At 32.6% G+C, this 18508-nt stretch carries 18 protein-coding genes; 7 read left to right on the plus strand and 11 right to left on the minus strand.

Annotation, left to right across the window (positions count from 1 at the left end; translation table 11 throughout):
- The first annotated feature begins 26 nt into the window (after positions 1-26).
- The 7 genes from QLS97_RS12440 to QLS97_RS12470 all read left to right on the plus strand — a co-directional run bounded on the left by QLS97_RS12440 (position 27) and on the right by QLS97_RS12470 (position 7076).
- A complete protein-coding gene (locus QLS97_RS12440; protein ID WP_282717069.1) occupies positions 27-914 on the plus strand; it encodes a 3-hydroxyacyl-CoA dehydrogenase family protein in 888 nt (295 codons plus the stop codon).
- An 80-nt stretch (positions 915-994) separates the two neighbouring features.
- Positions 995-2215: a DUF1015 domain-containing protein gene (locus QLS97_RS12445; RefSeq protein WP_282717071.1), complete on the plus strand. Its 1221-nt coding sequence runs from the start codon at positions 995-997 to the stop codon at positions 2213-2215.
- A 31-nt stretch (positions 2216-2246) separates the two neighbouring features.
- Positions 2247-2897: a YggS family pyridoxal phosphate-dependent enzyme gene (locus QLS97_RS12450; protein ID WP_282717073.1), complete on the plus strand. Its 651-nt coding sequence runs from the start codon at positions 2247-2249 to the stop codon at positions 2895-2897.
- Between the two features lie 96 nt (positions 2898-2993).
- Positions 2994-4355: an exonuclease domain-containing protein gene (locus QLS97_RS12455; RefSeq protein ID WP_282717074.1), complete on the plus strand. Its 1362-nt coding sequence runs from the start codon at positions 2994-2996 to the stop codon at positions 4353-4355.
- 27 nt (positions 4356-4382) lie between these two features.
- Entirely contained in the window at positions 4383-5213 is an 831-nt protein-coding gene (locus QLS97_RS12460) for an ion transporter (protein ID WP_282717075.1), read from the plus strand.
- A gap of 161 nt (positions 5214-5374) precedes the next feature.
- Positions 5375-6295, plus strand: a complete 921-nt coding sequence (miaA, locus tag QLS97_RS12465; RefSeq protein ID WP_282717076.1) for a tRNA (adenosine(37)-N6)-dimethylallyltransferase MiaA — start codon at positions 5375-5377, stop codon at positions 6293-6295.
- 40 nt (positions 6296-6335) lie between these two features.
- Complete coding sequence (locus QLS97_RS12470) at positions 6336-7076, plus strand: acyl-[acyl-carrier-protein] thioesterase (protein WP_282717078.1); 741 nt, start codon at positions 6336-6338, stop codon at positions 7074-7076.
- A 51-nt stretch (positions 7077-7127) separates the two neighbouring features.
- Here the strand turns inward: QLS97_RS12470 and QLS97_RS12475 are convergent, their stop codons facing one another.
- From QLS97_RS12475 to QLS97_RS12525, 11 genes are all read right to left on the minus strand, one after another.
- The gene (locus QLS97_RS12475; protein ID WP_282717080.1) at positions 7128-7844 is read right to left on the minus strand and encodes a response regulator transcription factor; all 717 of its coding nucleotides are present in this window, start codon (positions 7842-7844) and stop codon (positions 7128-7130) included.
- Between the two features lie 3 nt (positions 7845-7847).
- Positions 7848-9431, minus strand: coding sequence for a sensor histidine kinase (locus QLS97_RS12480; RefSeq protein WP_282717081.1), 1584 nt, complete (start codon positions 9429-9431; stop codon positions 7848-7850).
- A 59-nt stretch (positions 9432-9490) separates the two neighbouring features.
- Positions 9491-10087 carry a dephospho-CoA kinase gene (gene coaE, locus QLS97_RS12485; protein ID WP_282717083.1) on the minus strand — a complete coding sequence of 199 codons (597 nt, stop codon included), beginning with the start codon at positions 10085-10087 and terminating at the stop codon, positions 9491-9493.
- 1 nt (position 10088) lies between these two features.
- Positions 10089-11090: a glycosyltransferase family 2 protein gene (locus QLS97_RS12490; protein WP_282717086.1), complete on the minus strand. Its 1002-nt coding sequence runs from the start codon at positions 11088-11090 to the stop codon at positions 10089-10091.
- A 120-nt stretch (positions 11091-11210) separates the two neighbouring features.
- Positions 11211-12020: an enoyl-ACP reductase FabI gene (locus QLS97_RS12495; protein ID WP_282717234.1), complete on the minus strand. Its 810-nt coding sequence runs from the start codon at positions 12018-12020 to the stop codon at positions 11211-11213.
- A 117-nt stretch (positions 12021-12137) separates the two neighbouring features.
- A complete protein-coding gene (gene fabV, locus QLS97_RS12500) occupies positions 12138-13328 on the minus strand; it encodes an enoyl-ACP reductase FabV (protein WP_282717087.1) in 1191 nt (396 codons plus the stop codon).
- A gap of 95 nt (positions 13329-13423) precedes the next feature.
- Entirely contained in the window at positions 13424-15076 is a 1653-nt protein-coding gene (gene recN, locus QLS97_RS12505; RefSeq protein WP_282717088.1) for a DNA repair protein RecN, read from the minus strand.
- 54 nt (positions 15077-15130) lie between these two features.
- Positions 15131-16015 (minus strand): type IX secretion system protein PorD, encoded by an 885-nt coding sequence (gene porD / locus QLS97_RS12510; RefSeq protein ID WP_282717089.1) that lies wholly within the window; start codon positions 16013-16015, stop codon positions 15131-15133.
- Positions 16016-16093: 78 nt separating this feature from the next.
- Positions 16094-17305: a bifunctional phosphopantothenoylcysteine decarboxylase/phosphopantothenate--cysteine ligase CoaBC gene (coaBC, locus tag QLS97_RS12515; protein ID WP_282717090.1), complete on the minus strand. Its 1212-nt coding sequence runs from the start codon at positions 17303-17305 to the stop codon at positions 16094-16096.
- Positions 17306-17313: 8 nt separating this feature from the next.
- On the minus strand, positions 17314-17631 hold the full coding sequence (locus QLS97_RS12520) for a DNA-directed RNA polymerase subunit omega (protein ID WP_026709525.1): 318 nt from the start codon (positions 17629-17631) through the stop codon (positions 17314-17316).
- 8 nt (positions 17632-17639) lie between these two features.
- Complete coding sequence (locus tag QLS97_RS12525; RefSeq protein WP_282717091.1) at positions 17640-18434, minus strand: outer membrane protein assembly factor BamD; 795 nt, start codon at positions 18432-18434, stop codon at positions 17640-17642.
- Positions 18435-18508: the final 74 nt, after the last annotated feature.

Here is an 18508-nt window from a genome sequence, read left to right on the forward strand (position 1 = left end):
AACTTTTAAACTTTAAAATAAAAAATATGAAAACAATAGCCGTAATCGGAGCAGGAACAATGGGGAATGGAATCGCACATACCTTTGCACAAAGTGGTTTTACTGTAAAATTAATCGATGTTTCTGAGAAATCATTGGATAAAGGAATGGCAACTATCGCCGCAAATTTAGACCGAATGATTGCAAAAGGGAGCATTACCCAAGAAGATAAAGCCAAAACGATTACCAATATTATCACGTACACAGATATCAAAGATGGTGTTGTAGGTGTAGATTTAGTGGTTGAAGCTGCAACTGAAAATGTTGAATTGAAATTAAATATCTTCAAACAATTAAACGAGGCTTGTTCTCATAATACGATTTTGGCAACCAACACTTCTTCGATTTCTATTACTCAAATTGGAGCAGTTGTGGCACATCCGGAACGCGTGATTGGTATGCATTTTATGAATCCGGTGCCAATAATGAAACTGGTAGAAATTATTCGTGGTTATAACACTAGCGACGAAGTGACTAAAATCATCATGAATCTTTCTGAAAAATTAGGAAAAACGCCAGTCGAAGTAAACGATTATCCTGGTTTTGTTGCCAATAGAATTTTGATGCCAATGATCAACGAAGCTATCGAAACATTATACAATAAAGTGGCGGGCGTTTATGAAATTGACACCGTGATGAAACTTGGAATGGGTCACCCAATGGGGCCTTTACAATTAGCCGATTTTATTGGTCTTGACGTATGTTTAGCCATTTTAAATGTAATGTACGACGGTTTCAAAAATCCAAAATATGCGCCTTGTCCATTACTGGTAAATATGGTTCGTGCAGGAAAAATGGGTGTAAAATCTGGTGAAGGTTTCTACGATTATTCTGAAAGCAAAAAAGCAGATAAAATTTCTAAACAATTTATATAGTCTCAAATGTTTAAAAGTCGAGAGTCTAAAGTCAATTACTTTAAACTCTCGACTTTTGGCTTTTGACTTTTGACATAATTATGGCTAAAATAGTTCCTTTCAAAGCAGTTCGTCCTACTCGTGATAAGGTTTGCCTTGTTACTTGCCGTTCTTATGAAGAATATGTAAATGCTGAATTAGCGGCGCAATTGGATTTCAATCCGTTGTCTTTTTTGCATATTCTAAAACCAGCTTACACCAATCAGGAAAGCGTTTCTTTTGAAAAAAGATACCGACAAGTACATCAAAAATACGAGGATTTCAAAAATGAAATCATTTTAGTAAAAGATAAAAAACCTGCTATTTATATTCATAAGATTGTTACTAAAACGCATTCATTCACAGGGATTATTGCGGGGACAAGTGTAGCAGATTATTGTAATAATATCATCAAAAAACATGAAGATATTATTGCTTTCAGAGTCCGATTACTCAAAGACTACATGAAATATTCAGAGTTCAATACTGAACCTGTTTTAATGACATATCCAGATAATAAAACAATCGAAAACTGGATTTTTAATTGTACCCAAAAATTAGCTGATTTTGAATTTTCAACCACAAAAAAAGAAATTCATTATCTGTGGAAAATTGAAGATGCGTTAGAAATTAATTGGTTGCAAAATATATTTGAAAAGACAGATAATCTTTATATCGCTGACGGTCATCATCGTACCGAAGCACTAAGATTATTATCCGAAGAAAATGATGATCCAAAAAACACAGCAAAAAATCATATTCTGAGTTATTTAATTTCTGAAAATAATGTCAAAATATATGAATTCAATCGTTTAGTAAAAGATTTAAACGGTTTTTCGAAAGAAGATTTCATAAAAGAATTAGAAAAGAATTTTATTCTTGAAAACAAATTCCAACAACCTTTTCAGCCTTCTCAAAAGCATCAGTTCGGAATGTATCTTGACAATGCCTTTTATAGCTTAATTTTACGAAAAGAAAATGAAGTTTTCAAAACAGCTTTGGATAGTTTAGACACTCAAATTTTATACAAAAAAGTACTACTGCCTATTCTTGCCATTAAGGATTTACGCAATGATGAGCGAATAGAATACCTTTCAGGAAAACAATCTGTATTGGAAGTAAAAAACAAAATTGATCAAGGAGAATTTGAAATTGGTTTTATACTATTCCCATCAAATATTGGAGAAATAAAAGCCTTGGCAGATGCCAATTTAATAATGCCTCCAAAAAGTACATACATCGAACCCAAGTTTAGAAGCGGATTAATCGTTTATGAACTTTAGGTTTCAATAACGATTTAAAATCAAAATATAAATGTCAATAAAAAATAATTTACTCCATATAAAAGCTACATTACCGGAACATGTAACCTTGGTTGCGGTTTCTAAAACCAAACCTGTTTCGGATTTAATGGAAGGGTATGAAGCTGGTCAACGCATTTTTGGAGAAAACAAAATCCAGGAAATGGCCGAGAAATGGGAACAAATGCCGAAAGACATTCAATGGCACATGATAGGTCATGTTCAAACAAATAAAGTCAAATTTATGGCACAATTTGTGAGCTTGATTCATGGCGTGGATAGTTTGAAATTACTACAGGAAATCAACAAACAAGCACTAAAACACAATAGAATTATTGATTGTTTATTACAAATACACATTGCCGAAGAAGAAACTAAATTTGGTCTTGACGAGGAAGAACTTGCTTCACTCCTATCCTCAAACGAATTCCAGGAAATGAAAAACATTCGAATTGCAGGACTAATGGGAATGGCTACTTTTACAGACAATAAAGATCAAATCAAGAAAGAATTCCTGCATTTGAAATCAATTTTTGATCAACTCACAATTCATAATTCACAATTTACCATTATTTCCATGGGAATGTCCGGCGATTATCAACTTGCAATTGAATGCGGAAGCACAATGGTTCGGATTGGAAGTAGTATCTTTGGAGGAAGATAATTTGATTTTTGATTGAGGATTAACGATTTTAATTTCAGATTTGAAAATTACTATTAAAAAACTGATTACTAAAAACTGAACACTGAATACTGAAATTTGTACGCAATACTAGACATAGAAACCACTGGAGGACAATTCAACGAAGAAGGAATCACTGAAATCGCTATCTATAAATTTGACGGTCATGAGGTGGTGGATCAATTCATCAGTTTGGTAAATCCTGAAATTCCAATTCAGCCATTTGTAGTGAAACTTACTGGTATAAATAATGCCATGTTGCAATCGGCACCCAAGTTTTTTGAAGTTGCAAAACGCATCATTGAAATGACAAATGATTGTGTTATTGTCGCTCATAATGCCTCTTTTGATTACAGAATACTACGAACTGAATTCAGACGATTAGGATATGATTTTGAGGCCCGAACGCTTTGTACGGTTGAATTATCAAAAAAACTATTGCCTGAGCAACCTTCTCATAGTTTAGGAAAATTGGTCCGTGCGCTTGGAATCCCAATGGCAGATAGACACAGAGCAAGTGGAGATGCTTTGGCGACAGTCAAATTATTTAAAATCCTTTTAGAAAAAGATTTAGAGAAAGAAATTGTAAAAGATTTTATAAAGCTAGAAATCGAAAAAGGGATTGCACCAAAACTACTGGATATTGTGGCTGGACTACCTGCAAAAACAGGTATCTATTACATTCACAATGAAAAAGGAAACCTAATTTATATTGGCAAAAGCCGAAACATAAAGAAACGTGTCAATCAGCATTTTACAGGAACTTCAACAAAATGCAAAAAGATTCAATCCGAAGTTTTCACAGTTACGTATGATGAAACCGGAAGTGAATTGATTGCATTATTGAAAGAAAGTGAAGAAATAAAAATCAACAAACCCATTCATAACAGAGCGCAGCGAAAAAGTATTTTCCAATTGGCTTTATATGCAGAAAAAGATAAAAATGGGTATCTCAACCTAAAACTTCAAAAGGCTGATGGTCGAAAAAAAGAAATCACCTCCTTTACTTCCTTACAAGAAGGTAAAAATGCGTTATTCAAAATAACTTCTCATTATAATTTGTGCCAAAAACTTACCGGTTTATATGTTACCAAAACAAACTGTTTTCAATACAACATAAAAGAGTGTGATGGTGCTTGCATTGGCGAGGTTTCTCCTGAAGAATATAACGCAAGAGTACTAGGATTTATAGAAAAAAACAGTTTTGAAAATCAAAATATGGTGCTTGTTGACCGAGGAAGAACCATCAATGAACGCAGTGCTGTCTTGATTGAAAACGGAATATATAAAGGCTATGCTTTCTATGATTTAAACTATCAAATAAACAACATCGAAATTCTTAAAAATATTATTATCCCCATGCAAAACAATAGGGATGTACGCAATATTATTCAAGGTCATGTTCGAAAAAGCAAAACGTTGAAAATCGTAAAATTCTAATTGCATGCTAATAATTACAACATAATTATGCAAAGATTAAAGTCAAAATTTGACTCTTTTAGACACAGAACTAATGTCGTAATTTACGGAACCAATACGGCTTCCGGCAGATTATTTGATCTTATTCTTTTAGGCGTTATTCTAGTTAGTGTTGTTATAGTTATGCTTGAAACTGTAAAAGGTTTTGATATAAAGTACCATTATGAACTCATTGTATTGGAATGGATTATAACCATTTTCTTTACTTTAGAATACCTTCTTAGAATTATATCCATCAAAAAACCTTTGAAATACATCTTTAGTTTTTATGGAATAATTGATTTGATAGCAACGTTACCCATGTATTTCTCCTTATTTATTGTTGGAACAAGCGTTTTAACAGTTGTTAGGGCTTTACGCTTGTTGCGATTATTCAAGATCCTGAAACACCCAAAATTCTCCAGTCAATCCACTCACTTAAAAGAAGCCTTGATTGCCAGCAGAGGTAAAATACTTATTTTTATCTACTTCATGTTAATCAGCAGTGTAATAATTGGCTCCGTAATGTACGTCGTTGAGGGAGAAGAAGGCGGTTTTACCAGCATTCCCATCAGTATTTATTGGACCATCGTAACGCTTACAACAGTAGGTTATGGCGATATTTCACCCATAACACCACTTGGTCAAGCAATTGCTTCGGTAGTAATGATCATGGGATACGGTATTATTGCCGTCCCTACAGGAATAGTCTCTGCTGAATTCGCTAACAACAACCGTAAAAAACCAAGGGCCGAAAGAATCAATCCGTGCTCTGTTTGCGGAACCGAAGGACATGAACATAATGCAAAATACTGCTACCATTGTGGTGCAGATTTATAATACTAATAATTAGAAGCTAATTCCAGCTGTACACTACAACTCCTCGTTATTACAGTTGTTTTTCTAAGGCATAAAAGGAGCTTCCTTTGGTCGCTCTTTTACACCAAGAAAAACTAACTTTCATAACTCCGGGGTTTTCGTTTCCATCTGGGCTAAAAAACATGAAATACTTAATCACCATTATCGGACCCACGGCTATAGGAAAAACTTCCTTGAGTATCGTATTAGCTAATTATTTTAAATGTGATATTATTTCCTGTGACAGCAGGCAGTTTTTCAAGGAAATGACCATTGGAACCGCTGTACCTAACAAAGCCGAGTTAGAAGCAGCTAAACATCATTTCATCCAAAACAAATCCGTATTCGAAAATTATACTGTTGGTGATTTCGAGAAAGAAGCTATTGCTAAACTTGACGAATTATTTTTGACCAATGATTACGCCATTTTAGTTGGTGGTTCCGGATTGTATGTTGATGCTATTCTAAAAGGTTTTGATGAATTTCCAGAAATAGACGCTTCAGTTCGTACTGAAATAAATACAAATTATGAAAAACTAGGGATCGGATATTTACAACAAAAACTCGAAGTTTTAGATCCAGATTATTACAAAAGTTTGACCGCCGAAAATTCTCAAACGCTACAAAATCCGCAACGAATGATGCGTTTCGTAGAAGTTTGTATTGGTGCCGGAAAACCGTATTCTTCTTTTTTAAAGCAGAAAAAAAACAGCCGAAACTTCACTCCAATTTTAATAGGTCTGGAAGCTGACAGAAAAATCATTTACAACCGAATCAATCAACGCGTTGATATTATGATGAATGAAGGACTTCAGGCTGAAGCAAAAACGTTATTCCCAAATAAAGAGTTGAATGCACTGCAAACCGTGGGTTACAGAGAATTATTCAGCTATTTTGACAGAGAAATTTCATTGGAATTTGCCATAGAAGAAATAAAGAAAAACACGCGACGATTTTCAAAACGTCAATTGACTTGGTTTAAAAGAAATGAAAACACCAAATGGTTTGATTTTGAAACTCCGTATGAAACTATTGTAGATTACATCCATTCGAAAAAAAAATAAACAATAAATCTTATATCTAAGAATACAAATTCATAATTATATGCCTATCTCTCCAAATTTCACTTCCGTATTAAGTAAAGACTGCGAAATTAATTTTACACAGTGCGCACCAAATGGATTTTTAAAATACACTGATTTGTGTAATATCTTGCAGTTAACCGCTGCTGCTCATTCAGAAATTGGCGGCATTAGTTTTACTGATATGCAGGAGTTTGACCAAGCATGGGTTTTGAGCAGAATGCGTGTTGAAATCTCTAAATTACCAAAATGGGGAGATACTGTAACCGTAAAAACATGGATCAATTCCTTAGAAAACTCCCGTTCCGTTCGGGCACTGGAAATGCACGTAAATGGAGAAAAAATTGTGGGCTCAGAGACTTTTTGGGCGGTTTTTAACACTAAAAAGCGTCGGCCGGAAGGATTAGCATTACCCTTTGAACATTTTGAATTATATCCCGAAAAAAGAGCTACGCTAGAAGGTTTTTCTAAAATCAACTTCAATCATGAGAAAGAAATAGTTTTTGAAAAAAGTGTATTTTTATCCGATTTAGACATTGTAAATCATGTCAATAATGTCAAATATCTGGAATGGTGTTTGGATTTGGTTGATGAAAAATTAATTCTCAATCAAAAAATTGAAAGTTTTGAGATGAATTTCTTAAAGGAATTATCACTAAAAGACAAAGTGATTATTCATGAAAGTATTTCTGAGAGTGAAACTGTTTTTAGCATTACAAAAGAAGACAAGACGAATTTTGCCTTGCAATTGAACTGGAAATAATGTCTTTTAAATCCATAAAAAAAGCCTCAATTACTTGAGGCTTTTTTCTATTTATTCTGCTGCTTTATTCTTAACAACTAATCTGAATCCTTCTCCGTGGATGTTTAAAATTTCCACATCTTCATCCAGTTTCAAATACTTTCTCAACTTAGCGATGTAAACATCCATACTTCTGGAAGTAAAATAGTTATCATCTCTCCAGATTTTCGTCAAGGCTAATTCTCTTGGCATCAAATCATTTTCGTGAAGAATTAACATTTTCAGTAATTCATTCTCTTTTGGAGATAATTTTATTGGCTCATCATTATTAAAAGTCAAGAAACGAAGTTTTGAATTCAAATGAAATTTACCAATATTAAATTCAAATTGTACTTGTTCTGCTTTAGTATCAGATGATTTTCTTTGGATAATTGCTTTGATTTTCATCAACAATACTTCAGAATCAAAAGGTTTATTCAAGTAATCATCAGCACCTGCTTTATATCCTTTCAGCACATCTTCTTTCATAGATTTTGCTGTTAAAAATATAATTGGCACTTCATTATTTTTTTCTCTGATTTCTTTAGCCAAAGTATAACCATCTTTGTAAGGCATCATTACATCCAGAATACATAAATCATAAGTATCCTTTTTGAATTTTTCGAATCCTTCCATTCCGTTTTTGGCCAAAGTAACATCAAAATCATTTAGCATTAAATAATCTTTCAAAACTGCACCAAAATTAAGGTCATCTTCGACTAGAAGTATTTTTTTATTTACATTTTCCATATTCTAATTTATTAATGGTAATTTTATTATGAAGGTACTCCCTTTTCCCTTTTCACTTTCTACATATACTTGACCGTTATGGTCGTCAACAATTCTTTTTACGTAGGCTAAACCTAAACCGTGTCCTTTAACATTATGAATGTCTCCGGTATGCTCTCTGTAGAATTTTTCAAAAATTCTTTTTTGAGCTATTTTACTCATTCCCAAACCACTATCTTTTACTTTGATAATGACCATATCTTTGATATTTTCAGTAAAAATTTCAATTTCCGGAACATTAGGTGAGTATTTTATTGCGTTTTCTAAAATATTCACAATGACATTGGTAAAATGAACATCATTGATTAAAACTGTGGTTCTAATGGCTTTAAAATGGCAAGTAATTGTTCCTTGCCTGTCTTCTAAAATCAAATTCACATGATCTATTGCATCTTCAATAATTTCATGAATATTATTCGATTCTTTGGTAATATCTAATTCTCTCTTTTCTAATTTAGAGATTCGCAACACATTTTCAACTTGTGCATGCATGCGTTTATTTTCATCCTTAATCATTTGAAGGTATCGCAAAACCTTCTCTTTATCATCTATTATTTTTGGATTTCTAATTGCATCCAAAGCTAAATTTATAGTTGCAATTGGAGTTTTAAACTCGTGCGTCATATTATTAATGAAATCGTTTTTGATTTCAGAAATTTGGCGTTGACGAATTAGTTGATTCAATGCACTTGTATACGCTATTAAAATAATCAGTGTAAAAACAATAGAAAGAATTGTTACACTAACGAGTTCTGACAATAAAAATTTCTTTTTAAGTGGAAAAGTAACCAACAATTGGTATTTACTATTCCCTTCATTATCTGTAAAAATTGGAATTGAATAAGTGGCATCTTTATCATATTTAAAGGCATTTGATTTAATTTTGGTCGCTAAATTATTGCTGTAAATACCAAACTCAAACCTTGTTTCAATACCATATTCTCCTAATTCTTTTTTAATTAGTTTCTGTAAGACATCACTGGAAACGCGTTCTTCAAGTGGCATTGCTGACAAAACATCCTTAGCTGAAATTTCAAAAAGAGCGTTATCTAAAATATCAAGATTTCCTGATTTTTCAATTCTAATATCAGGAATCAAACTTTGACTCACTCCTGATTTATCCATCGAATTATTATTATAAACTTCAGTTACCCGTTTGGAACTAAAGCTTTTAAATTTTTCACTATCAAATTTTTTATCAAAGAACGTTGGTGAAATATTATAATCTTCAGAAATTATACTATTAGAATATATGATGGTTTTATTTGTTCTTGGATTTTTTTGAACATAATAAAACTCTAAGATATCATCCTTTTCAGGCACTTTTCCTGTACTGTCTTTATAATGATTTATTTTATCATAAAAACTATATGTTTCTTGCTTTTGAATCTTATCTGCTACATTACCAATTACTTGTTTCACATGAAATTTAAACTGCTCATCATTATTTTTGAACGAAGTATTAAACCAATACACTTGAACAAGAATTATCCCTATTAAGGACAGGCTCATCAATAAAACAAGTAATTTAAAAAAAAGTTTATTCATCGAAACAAATTTAGTATTTTAACAATATATTAAATAATAGATTAACCAAACATTAACACCTATAGGGCTTTTTGTCTAATCTTTAAAATTTTAAGAATTTTAACAACTTCTAATTTTGTAGTTTCAATAGAAGTATTTTCTATGATGAAATCGCTTTTTGAGATGCGTTGTTCATCAGTCCATTGTGCATTTATTCTTTTTAAAACAAGTTCTCGTGTTGTTTTATCACGCTCAATAACTCTCTGAATCCTTGATTCTACTGGTGCTGTGACAGTTATAATCAAATCGCAATTTTTATAACTACCACTTTCAAATAAAATAGCAGCCTCATAAATAACATAAGGAGCTGCAGTATGTTGCAAAAGCCATTGTTCAAAATGTTTTTTTACTGCAGGATGAACAATTTTATTAAGTTTTTCTAATTTTTCAGGGTTATTAAAAACAATTTTGGCTAATTTTTCTCGGTTCAACTTCTCATTTTCAAAAACTGTATCACCAAATACATTTTTAATAGCATCAGTAATTTCTGAAGATTGCATGATTTTTCTGGCTTCGTCATCAGCAATGTATACCGGAATACCAAATGATTTAAAATAATTTGCAATGGTGGTTTTCCCACTTCCAATACCGCCAGTTAAACCAATTATTTTTGTCATATTAAACTTTAAAAAATAATTCAGGGAAAGCTTCTTGAGGATTTTGTTTCAAAATGATAATTTTATAAAAAGATATTATAAAACCCGTTCCGTAACCATAAAATTGTTTCCAAACGGCTATCAATGATAAATACCCAATTTTCAAGCTCTTATTTTGATAGGAAGACACCAAAAACAGTACCAAAAAGTAAACAAAATACAATTGAAGCAATAAATCAAAATTAAAAAACAGCATCAATAAAAATGAAATGAAAAATCCAATTATGAATACCGAAGGAAAGAAAAAAGTAAGTTTGTTGTATTTTGGATACCAACTATTCAGAATTGGTCTTGCCTTTCCAAATTTATTTACCTGAATAGAAAATTTACCCCAATCAATTCTTCTCTTGTGATACACAAATGCATTGGCGAAAAGTTTGGTTTCAAAACCTAGATTCCACAAACGAATTGACAAATCCGGATCTTCACCGGGATGAATATTTCCAAAACCTTTTGATGCTTCAAAAGCTTTACGAGATAATCCCATGTTAAAACTTCTTGGCTGAAACTTATCTATTTTTTCCGAACCGCCTCTAATTCCGCCAGTGGTCAGAAACGAAGTCATTGCAAAATTTATTGCTTTTTGTATATCCGAAAAACTATCTAAAGCCTTATCCGGTCCTCCAAAACAATCTACATAATTTTGTTTCAAAGCTTTATCAACCTCTGATAAATACTCTTTTGGAATAATACAATCCGAATCGAAAATGATAAAATAATCTCCTTTGGCCTTTCTCATGCCATAATTTCTGGAATCTCCTGGACCTGAATTTTCCTTATAATGATAGGACATGTGTAATTTACCTTCATATTTACGCACTACATCATCACATCGTAAAGAAGATCCGTCTTCAATAATTACAACTTCAAACTGTTGATTATAATCCGATTGAGATAAGCTCTCTAAAAGTTCATCAACTTCATCCGGACGATTGTAAACTGGTATAATTAGGGAAAATAACATAAGTTAAGAATGTGTATTAAAGATGTTTTTTAGACTCAAAAAATTTTAACAAATATAATCTTTATCCATAAAAAAACCATGAACTATTAATTGATGGTTTTATAAATAATTTGCTGCTTTTTATTCAAACATCTCCATCACTTCCTGACTTACTCCCATGTTTGAGAAACCACCATCATGCAATAAGTTTTGCAAAGTTACTTTTCTGGTCAAATCAGAAAATAGTGTCAGGGTATAATTAGCACAATCTAAAGCAGATGCATTTCCTAAAGGAGACATTTTCTCGGCAAAATTTATAAATCCGCCAAATCCTTTTACACCTTGTCCAGCAGTTGTAGGCGTTGGAGATTGAGAAATAGTATTGACTCTTACTTTTTTATCTCTACCAAAGAAATAACCAAAACTTCGTGCAATAGATTCTAAAAACGCTTTATTATCTGCCATGTCGTTATAATCTGGAAACACGCGTTGTGCTGCCATATAAGATAGCGCAACAATACTTCCCCATTCGTTCATGGCATCTTTTTTATACAAAACCTGCATTACTTTATGAAAAGAAACTGCCGAAACATTCCAGCCTTTCTCGGTATAATCGTAATTCTGATTGGCATAATGATTGCCTTTTCGAACATTTACTGACATTCCGATGGAGTGTAGAACAAAATCTATTTTACCGCCTAAAATTTCCATGGCTTGATCTACCAAATTTTCTAAATCAACCACAGATGTAGCATCTGCAGGTATGATTTGAGAGTTAGTTTTTTGCGCCAGCTCATCAATCGTTCCCATTCGTATAGAAGCCGGAGCATTCGTAAGTACAAAAGTTCCTCCTTCTTCAAACACTCTTTCTGCTGTTTTCCATGCAATTGAATTTTCATCCAAAGCGCCAAAAATGATTCCTCGTTTTCCTTTTAATAAGTTATACATGATACAAGTAATTTAATTCTGTTCTTTAAAAAAAAATAATGCACCTTAATTTCTAAATGAATAAAACCATTGTGAAATTAAGATGCATTACAGAAACTAAATATTTAATTTAGTATTAGATTAAGCAATACTTTCGATGTTTACCACTTCGTTTGCATCTGCTTTATAATCAACTCCTTCTACGTCAAAGCCAAATAAATTGTAGAAATCTTTTCTGTATCCTTCTAAATCTCCTATTTCAGATAAATTTTCAGTTACAGCTTCAATCCACAATTTAGCTACTTTTTCTTGAACATCAGGACGCATTTCTAAATCGTCAATACGGATTCTTCCTTTCTCATCAACTGGAACTTTATTTCCAGTATATAATCTTTCTTGGTACAAACGTTGAATTTGTTCGATACAACCTTCGTGAATTCCTTCTTCTTTCATTATTTTATACAATAAAGAAATATACAATGGAATAACAGGAATTGCAGAACTTGCTTGTGTTACCAATGCTTTATTAACAGAAACAAATGCTTTCCCATCTATGTTAGCTAAACTGTCAGTGATAGCAAATGCAGTCGCTTCAAGATGATCTTTTGCACGACCTATCGTTCCTTTTCTATAAACCGCTTCAGTCAATGATGGTCCAATATAAGAATAAGCAACAGTTGTAGCGCCAGGAGCCAGTAGATTTTGAGCTTTTAAAGCATCAATCCACATCGCCCAATCTTCACCGCCCATTACGGCAACAGTATTTGCTATTTCTTCTTCATTACAAGGTTCAATTGAAATTTCTGAAACTTTACCAGAATGAAAATCAACTGTTTTATTGGTAAAAGTACTTCCGATAGGTTTCAATACAGAACGATGCAAAACACCGGTAACCGGATGCATACGAACAGGAGAAGCTAAACTATAGATTACTAGGTCCACTTGCCCTAAATCAGCTTTTATAAGATCTAATGTTTGTTGTTTTACTTCATTCGAAAAAGCATCTCCATTGATACTTTTTGCATATAAACCAGCAGCATGAGCTTCATTTTCAAAAGCTGCAGAATTATACCAACCTGGTGAAGCTGTTTTACCTTCTGTTGGAGGTTTTTCAAAAAATACGCCAATAGTTCCTGCATTAGAACCAAAAGCACTTGTAATTCTGGAAGCTAAACCAAAACCAGTTGAAGCTCCAATTACTAATACTTTTTTAGCCCCATTTATAGGTCCTTTTGATTTAATATATTCTATTTGATTTTTAACATTTTGTTCGCATCCTTTTGGGTGAGATGTCGTACAAATAAATCCTCTCATTCTAGGTTCTATAATCATACTCTTGGTTATTCGTTTTTTTATTTATTCGTGTAATCGTTTTATTGCCGATGCAAAAGTCTTATTTTTAAAGGAAACAAATATAAAGTAAATAATTAGTTCAGCAAGGCTTTAGCGTGATTTAAGGCCGAATCAGAAACAACTGTTCCAGATAACATTTGGGCAATTTCGACAACTCTTTCTTCTCCATTTAATAACTTCAATTCAGATTGTGTGTCCTCACCAACAGTCGATTTAAATACTTTGAAATGTGCATTTCCTTTTGCTGCGATTTGAGGTAAATGGGTAATGGCAAAAATTTGCATTTCCTGGCTCATTTCCTTCATAATTTCCCCCATTCTGATGGCAATTTCTCCGGAAACACCAGTGTCAATTTCATCAAAAATCAAGGTTGGCAATTTTGAATATTGTGCCAATATCGCCTTAACAGCAAGCATAATCCTTGACATTTCTCCGCCGGAAGCCACTTTTTTCAATAAACCGAAATCTGTTCCTTTATTGGCAGAAAACAAAAACTGAAGCTCATCTTTTCCATTTTGAAAATAGGTTTCAGTAGTATTAACATCAATATTGAAACGAACATTTGGCATTCCCAAAGTTTCTAAAATGGTAATCAATTTTTGAGATAAAACTGGAATCGAATCCAATCTATTAGTATGAATTGTGGTCGAAAAAGCATCTAATTCAATTGTTTTTTGTTCAATAGAAATCGTCAGTGCCGCAATTTCTTCTTCCATATTGCCTAATTCTAAAACTGAATTTTCCAGATTAGCTTGAATTTCCAATAATTCATCCACAGAGGAAACCTGATGTTTCTTTTGTAAATTAAAAATCACCTGAAGCTTTTGACTGATTAAATCCAATTGTTCCGGATCATTAATCAGTTTTTCGGAACAGCGATTCATTTCATCCGAAATATCATCAAACTCAATCGTTACACTTGTAATCCTATCTAATAAAGATTGATATTCAGTCGAAAAAGAGGCGATTTTTTGTAATGAAACCTTGATTTCATTCAAATTATGCATAACACCAATTTGTTCTTCATTGGTTATAGCCAAAGATCTATCGATAGATTCTTTTATAATCTCAACATTATTCAATTTTTCAAAATCAGCCTCAAGAGATTCTTGTTCACCAGCTTTTAATTGAGCCGCAACTAATTCATCCAATAAAAAAGTATTGTATTCCTGCTCTTTCTTAGATTCGCTTTGTCTTTTTAGCAGCGAATTCAATTTGGATTTATCCGATTTATAGCTTTTTAAAAGCGACTGATATTCCAGAATTGTTTCTTTATTATTGGCAATTGCATCAATAATATCAAACTGTACATTTTCATCTGAAAGTTCTTGGGTTTGCTGTTGTGAATGAATATCTATCAAGAACAAGCTCAATTCCTGCAATTCCTGAAGATTTACAGGACTATCATTTATAAAAGCCCTGGATTTTCCCGAAGGAAGTATTTCACGCCTAATTATGGTATCATTTTCATAATCTAAATCATTTGCCTCAAAAAAAGGAAGTAAATTATACTTAGAAATTTCAAAATGAGCTTCAATGACACACTTTTCTTCCTTATTTTTTAAAGAAGTTAAATCGGCTCTTTTTCCTAAAACCAGTCCTAATGCTCCTAGAATTATTGATTTTCCTGCACCCGTTTCTCCTGTGATTGTTGAGAAACCTTTTGAAAAATCGATAGACAATTTTTCTATTAAGGCATAGTTTTTTATCGAAAGTGACGTTATCATTTACTATATTGTTTTGTGATGTGAAGCTGGATTAATCTAAAAATTGGAAATCAATTAGTATTTTATCAGCATCCATTTACTTGAATTCAAAGGAGAAATTTTATTCAGATTATCTACTAAATCTGAGATTGTAATGCTGGGTCCACCAGAAAATACAGAAACGATTTCATCTGATTTAGCATCGAAAAAGACACGGGTTAAAAATGCGTTGGGTCTGGAAGCATTTAGTTTGGCCAAATCGATTAGTGATACTTTTATTTTTTCTTTAGACGCTTTTAAATCCTGATTCATTAAGTCTAAACCTACATGATAATCAAGCATGGTTTGTCGTACTTGTTTGAATGCTGGAGATAAAATATCGTTTATTAAAAAGTAACGATTTTGGTTTCCATCAGCTTGACTCCAACCTTTAGAACCTCCTTGTTGAGCGACATTTGAAATGTTTTGAGCTGTTTCAAAATAAGAATTTCCCGATTCAGAAACAAAAGTATCTGCATCCATTCCTAAAATCATATAACTGTAAAAAGCCAGAACAGAAACTAAATTAGAATCGAATGTAGTTGGACTAAAAATTAAATTTTCAAACTCAGTATATCTAAAATTAAAGTCTTTATCATTATAATTTAATACTGGTGATGAATAAGAGGAATTAAAAATAGGTCTTGAAGATTGCACTTGAATAGTTGCCGTAAATTGATCTGAGTTATTCGAAGAAACGGTTATGTACATCGAACAATTAATTTTTTCGTTTTGCTTTACCGCTTGTCCCGTCCAATCCGTTTTATTTACAAACTCACTTATGGAAGTTTGCAAGGTTTTAAAAACTTGCTGATTTGTAACACTCAATTTTTGGGAATCAACCGTTACCGTACAGTTTAATTGTTGCGCTTGCATAAGCCCAAAAGTAAAAAGCAGAAAAAAAATAATTATTTTATTCATCTGTAGATCTGTATTATTTCTTAACGGTTATCTGTAATTCAAATACCAAACATTGCGTTTGTATTACAATCCGTTACCCTATTTCATAAAATGTACTTTCACCTTTTCCAGAATATCATCAGCAACAGCTTCTTTCGATTTCAATTCCATTGGCTCAATATTGAAATATTTATCAATAAAGGTAACTTTATTCGTTGCTTTACCAAAACCAGCACCCTGATCTTGAAGCGAATTTAAAACAATCAAATCTAAGTTTTTTTTCTGAATTTTCAAGGTCGCATTTTCAATTTCATTTTCTGTTTCTAAAGCAAAACCTATCAGAAACTGATTTTTCTTTTGTTCCCCCAAAGAAGCTAATATATCCTTCGTTTTTTCGAGTTCTATTGTAAAATCATCAGCCGCTTTTTTTATTTTTTGATGTGCAACATTCTTGGGTTTATAATCTGCAACGGCCGCAGCTGCAATCGCAACATCCACATCAGCATAAAACTGATGACAAGCCACATACATTTCTTCTGCAGACACAACATTAATCACATTTATCAATGGATTTGAAACTTTACAATTTGTAGGTCCCGAAACCAAAATCACCGAAGCACCCAGATTTGCAGCGCTTATCGCTATATCAAAACCCATTTTTCCCGAAGAATGATTTCCTATAAAACGCACAGGATCTATTGCTTCGTATGTGGGACCGGCAGTAATTAATATTTTTTTTCCTTTAAGAGGCAATTTACTGTTTAAATCTGCTTCCAGAAAAGCGATAATGTTTTCAGGTTCCGCCATTCTTCCTTCACCGGATAATCCGCTTGCCAATTCACCGCTTTCAGCAGGAATTATGACATTGCCAAACTGAGTCAGAGAAGAGAAATTAGCAATAGTAGAAGGATGTTTGTACATGTCTAAATCCATTGCAGGAGCAAAATACACTGGACATTTTGCTGATAAATAAGCCGCAATCAAAAGATTATCACAAGTACCGTTTGTCATTTTAGACAAAGTATTTGCAGTTGCTGGAGCAATAACCATCAAATCAGCCCAAAGTGCTAATTCAACATGATTATTCCATTTTTCATTCTCGTCGTCTTGATTATAAAAACTGGAATGTACAGGATTTTTGGATAACGTAGATAACGTAAGAGGAGTTACAAAATCCTTAGAAGCAGGTGTCATTATCACTTGGACATGTGCACCTGCTTTTATGAAAAGTCGTACTAATGTGGCTGTTTTATAGGCTGCAATTCCACCTGAAACTCCAAGTAGAATTTTCTTACCGCTTAAAACTGACATAGTAACTATTATTTATTAGAATCTCTGTGGTAGATTTTACCATCTAACCATTCTTGAACTGCTAAAGCGTGTGGCTTAGGTAATTTTTCGTAAAATTTTGAAACCTCAATTTGCTCTTTGTTTTCAAAAACTTCTTCAAGACTGTCATTATATGTAGCAAATTCTTCCAATTTCTCAGTCAATTCTTTTTTAATTTCAGAATTGATTTGGTTTGCTCTTTTAGCCATAATGGTTATCGCTTCATACACATTACCAGTAGGTTCTTCAATAACAGTTTTGTTGTATGTTATTGTATTTACTGGAGCATTCGTCTTTTTTAAATCCATGACTTTATTTATTTAGTAAATTTTTGTAAATCTTTATCTATTCGAGCTAACATTTCGTTTGCTACTTGCTTGTATTTGGTATCCGCTTTAAATTTAATCAAGTTTAATTGTGCCGCTTTTGCAACATTTAGTCTATCTTGCATTTTTGATGGAATACTATTAATAGCCAATTGATAGGCTGAATCTAACTTGTAATATAAAGCATCTTCTTTGAATGGAGTTCCCGGATAATCTGCTACAAAATTGTCTAAAGCAACAATTGCTGATTTATAATCAGAAATTGTATTATATCCTTTAGCATTTTCGAAAACCTTTTTCTCTATTTTCTCACTCAGTACTTTTACAGTTGCATTCGCTTCTGCCAAGTACGTTGAATTAGGATAATTATCAATAAATGTTTGTAATTTATCTAATGCTTTAGTAGTATCCGTTTGATCTAAACTATAAACAGGAGACAACATAGAATAGCTTTTTGCTCCCAAATAGGCTGCTTCTTCCAGTTTTTCACTTTTTGGATATCCTGAAACAAAACTCTCAAATTGGTATCCTGCCAAGTAATATTGTTGCGTTTTGTAATACGATTGAGAAAACATATAAAACAATTTTTCAGCTTGAGGTTTCCCTCTGTACGCTGGAGCAATTTGTTCAAAAATACGAATCGCTTTAGAATATTTCCCTGCATCGTATAATTTAGTAGCCATTTCAAATTTAACAGCGACATCTTCGGTTTTCAATGCTTTTTGATATTCGTTACAAGAACTGAATAAAGCTACAAGAAGCAATAGAGATATTATTTTTTTCATTTTTTTACTTTTTTTATGATTTCTTGGTTGAAACAACCCATAAAATCATACCGAAGTTTCGGTGGCAAATTTAG

It is taken from the genome of Flavobacterium yafengii (assembly GCF_030010375.1).
Taxonomy (GTDB): Bacteria; Bacteroidota; Bacteroidia; order Flavobacteriales; family Flavobacteriaceae; genus Flavobacterium; species Flavobacterium yafengii.

What these genes read in the sequence shown, in the direction of transcription:
- QLS97_RS12440 (WP_282717069.1), top strand. Translation starts at nt 27, where the DNA reads ATGAAAACAATAGCCGTAATCGGAGCAGGAACAATGGGGAATGGAATC.
- QLS97_RS12445 (WP_282717071.1), top strand. Translation starts at nt 995, where the DNA reads ATGGCTAAAATAGTTCCTTTCAAAGCAGTTCGTCCTACTCGTGATAAG.
- QLS97_RS12450 (WP_282717073.1), top strand. Translation starts at nt 2,247, where the DNA reads ATGTCAATAAAAAATAATTTACTCCATATAAAAGCTACATTACCGGAA.
- QLS97_RS12460 (WP_282717075.1), top strand. Translation starts at nt 4,383, where the DNA reads ATGCAAAGATTAAAGTCAAAATTTGACTCTTTTAGACACAGAACTAAT.
- miaA (WP_282717076.1), top strand. Translation starts at nt 5,375, where the DNA reads ATGAAATACTTAATCACCATTATCGGACCCACGGCTATAGGAAAAACT.
- QLS97_RS12470 (WP_282717078.1), top strand. Translation starts at nt 6,336, where the DNA reads ATGCCTATCTCTCCAAATTTCACTTCCGTATTAAGTAAAGACTGCGAA.
- QLS97_RS12475 (WP_282717080.1), bottom strand. Translation starts at nt 7,844, where the DNA reads ATGGAAAATGTAAATAAAAAAATACTTCTAGTCGAAGATGACCTTAAT.
- QLS97_RS12480 (WP_282717081.1), bottom strand. Translation starts at nt 9,431, where the DNA reads ATGAATAAACTTTTTTTTAAATTACTTGTTTTATTGATGAGCCTGTCC.
- coaE (WP_282717083.1), bottom strand. Translation starts at nt 10,087, where the DNA reads ATGACAAAAATAATTGGTTTAACTGGCGGTATTGGAAGTGGGAAAACC.
- QLS97_RS12490 (WP_282717086.1), bottom strand. Translation starts at nt 11,090, where the DNA reads ATGTTATTTTCCCTAATTATACCAGTTTACAATCGTCCGGATGAAGTT.
- fabV (WP_282717087.1), bottom strand. Translation starts at nt 13,328, where the DNA reads ATGATTATAGAACCTAGAATGAGAGGATTTATTTGTACGACATCTCAC.
- recN (WP_282717088.1), bottom strand. Translation starts at nt 15,076, where the DNA reads ATGATAACGTCACTTTCGATAAAAAACTATGCCTTAATAGAAAAATTG.
- porD (WP_282717089.1), bottom strand. Translation starts at nt 16,015, where the DNA reads ATGAATAAAATAATTATTTTTTTTCTGCTTTTTACTTTTGGGCTTATG.
- coaBC (WP_282717090.1), bottom strand. Translation starts at nt 17,305, where the DNA reads ATGTCAGTTTTAAGCGGTAAGAAAATTCTACTTGGAGTTTCAGGTGGA.
- QLS97_RS12520 (WP_026709525.1), bottom strand. Translation starts at nt 17,631, where the DNA reads ATGGATTTAAAAAAGACGAATGCTCCAGTAAATACAATAACATACAAC.
- QLS97_RS12525 (WP_282717091.1), bottom strand. Translation starts at nt 18,434, where the DNA reads ATGAAAAAAATAATATCTCTATTGCTTCTTGTAGCTTTATTCAGTTCT.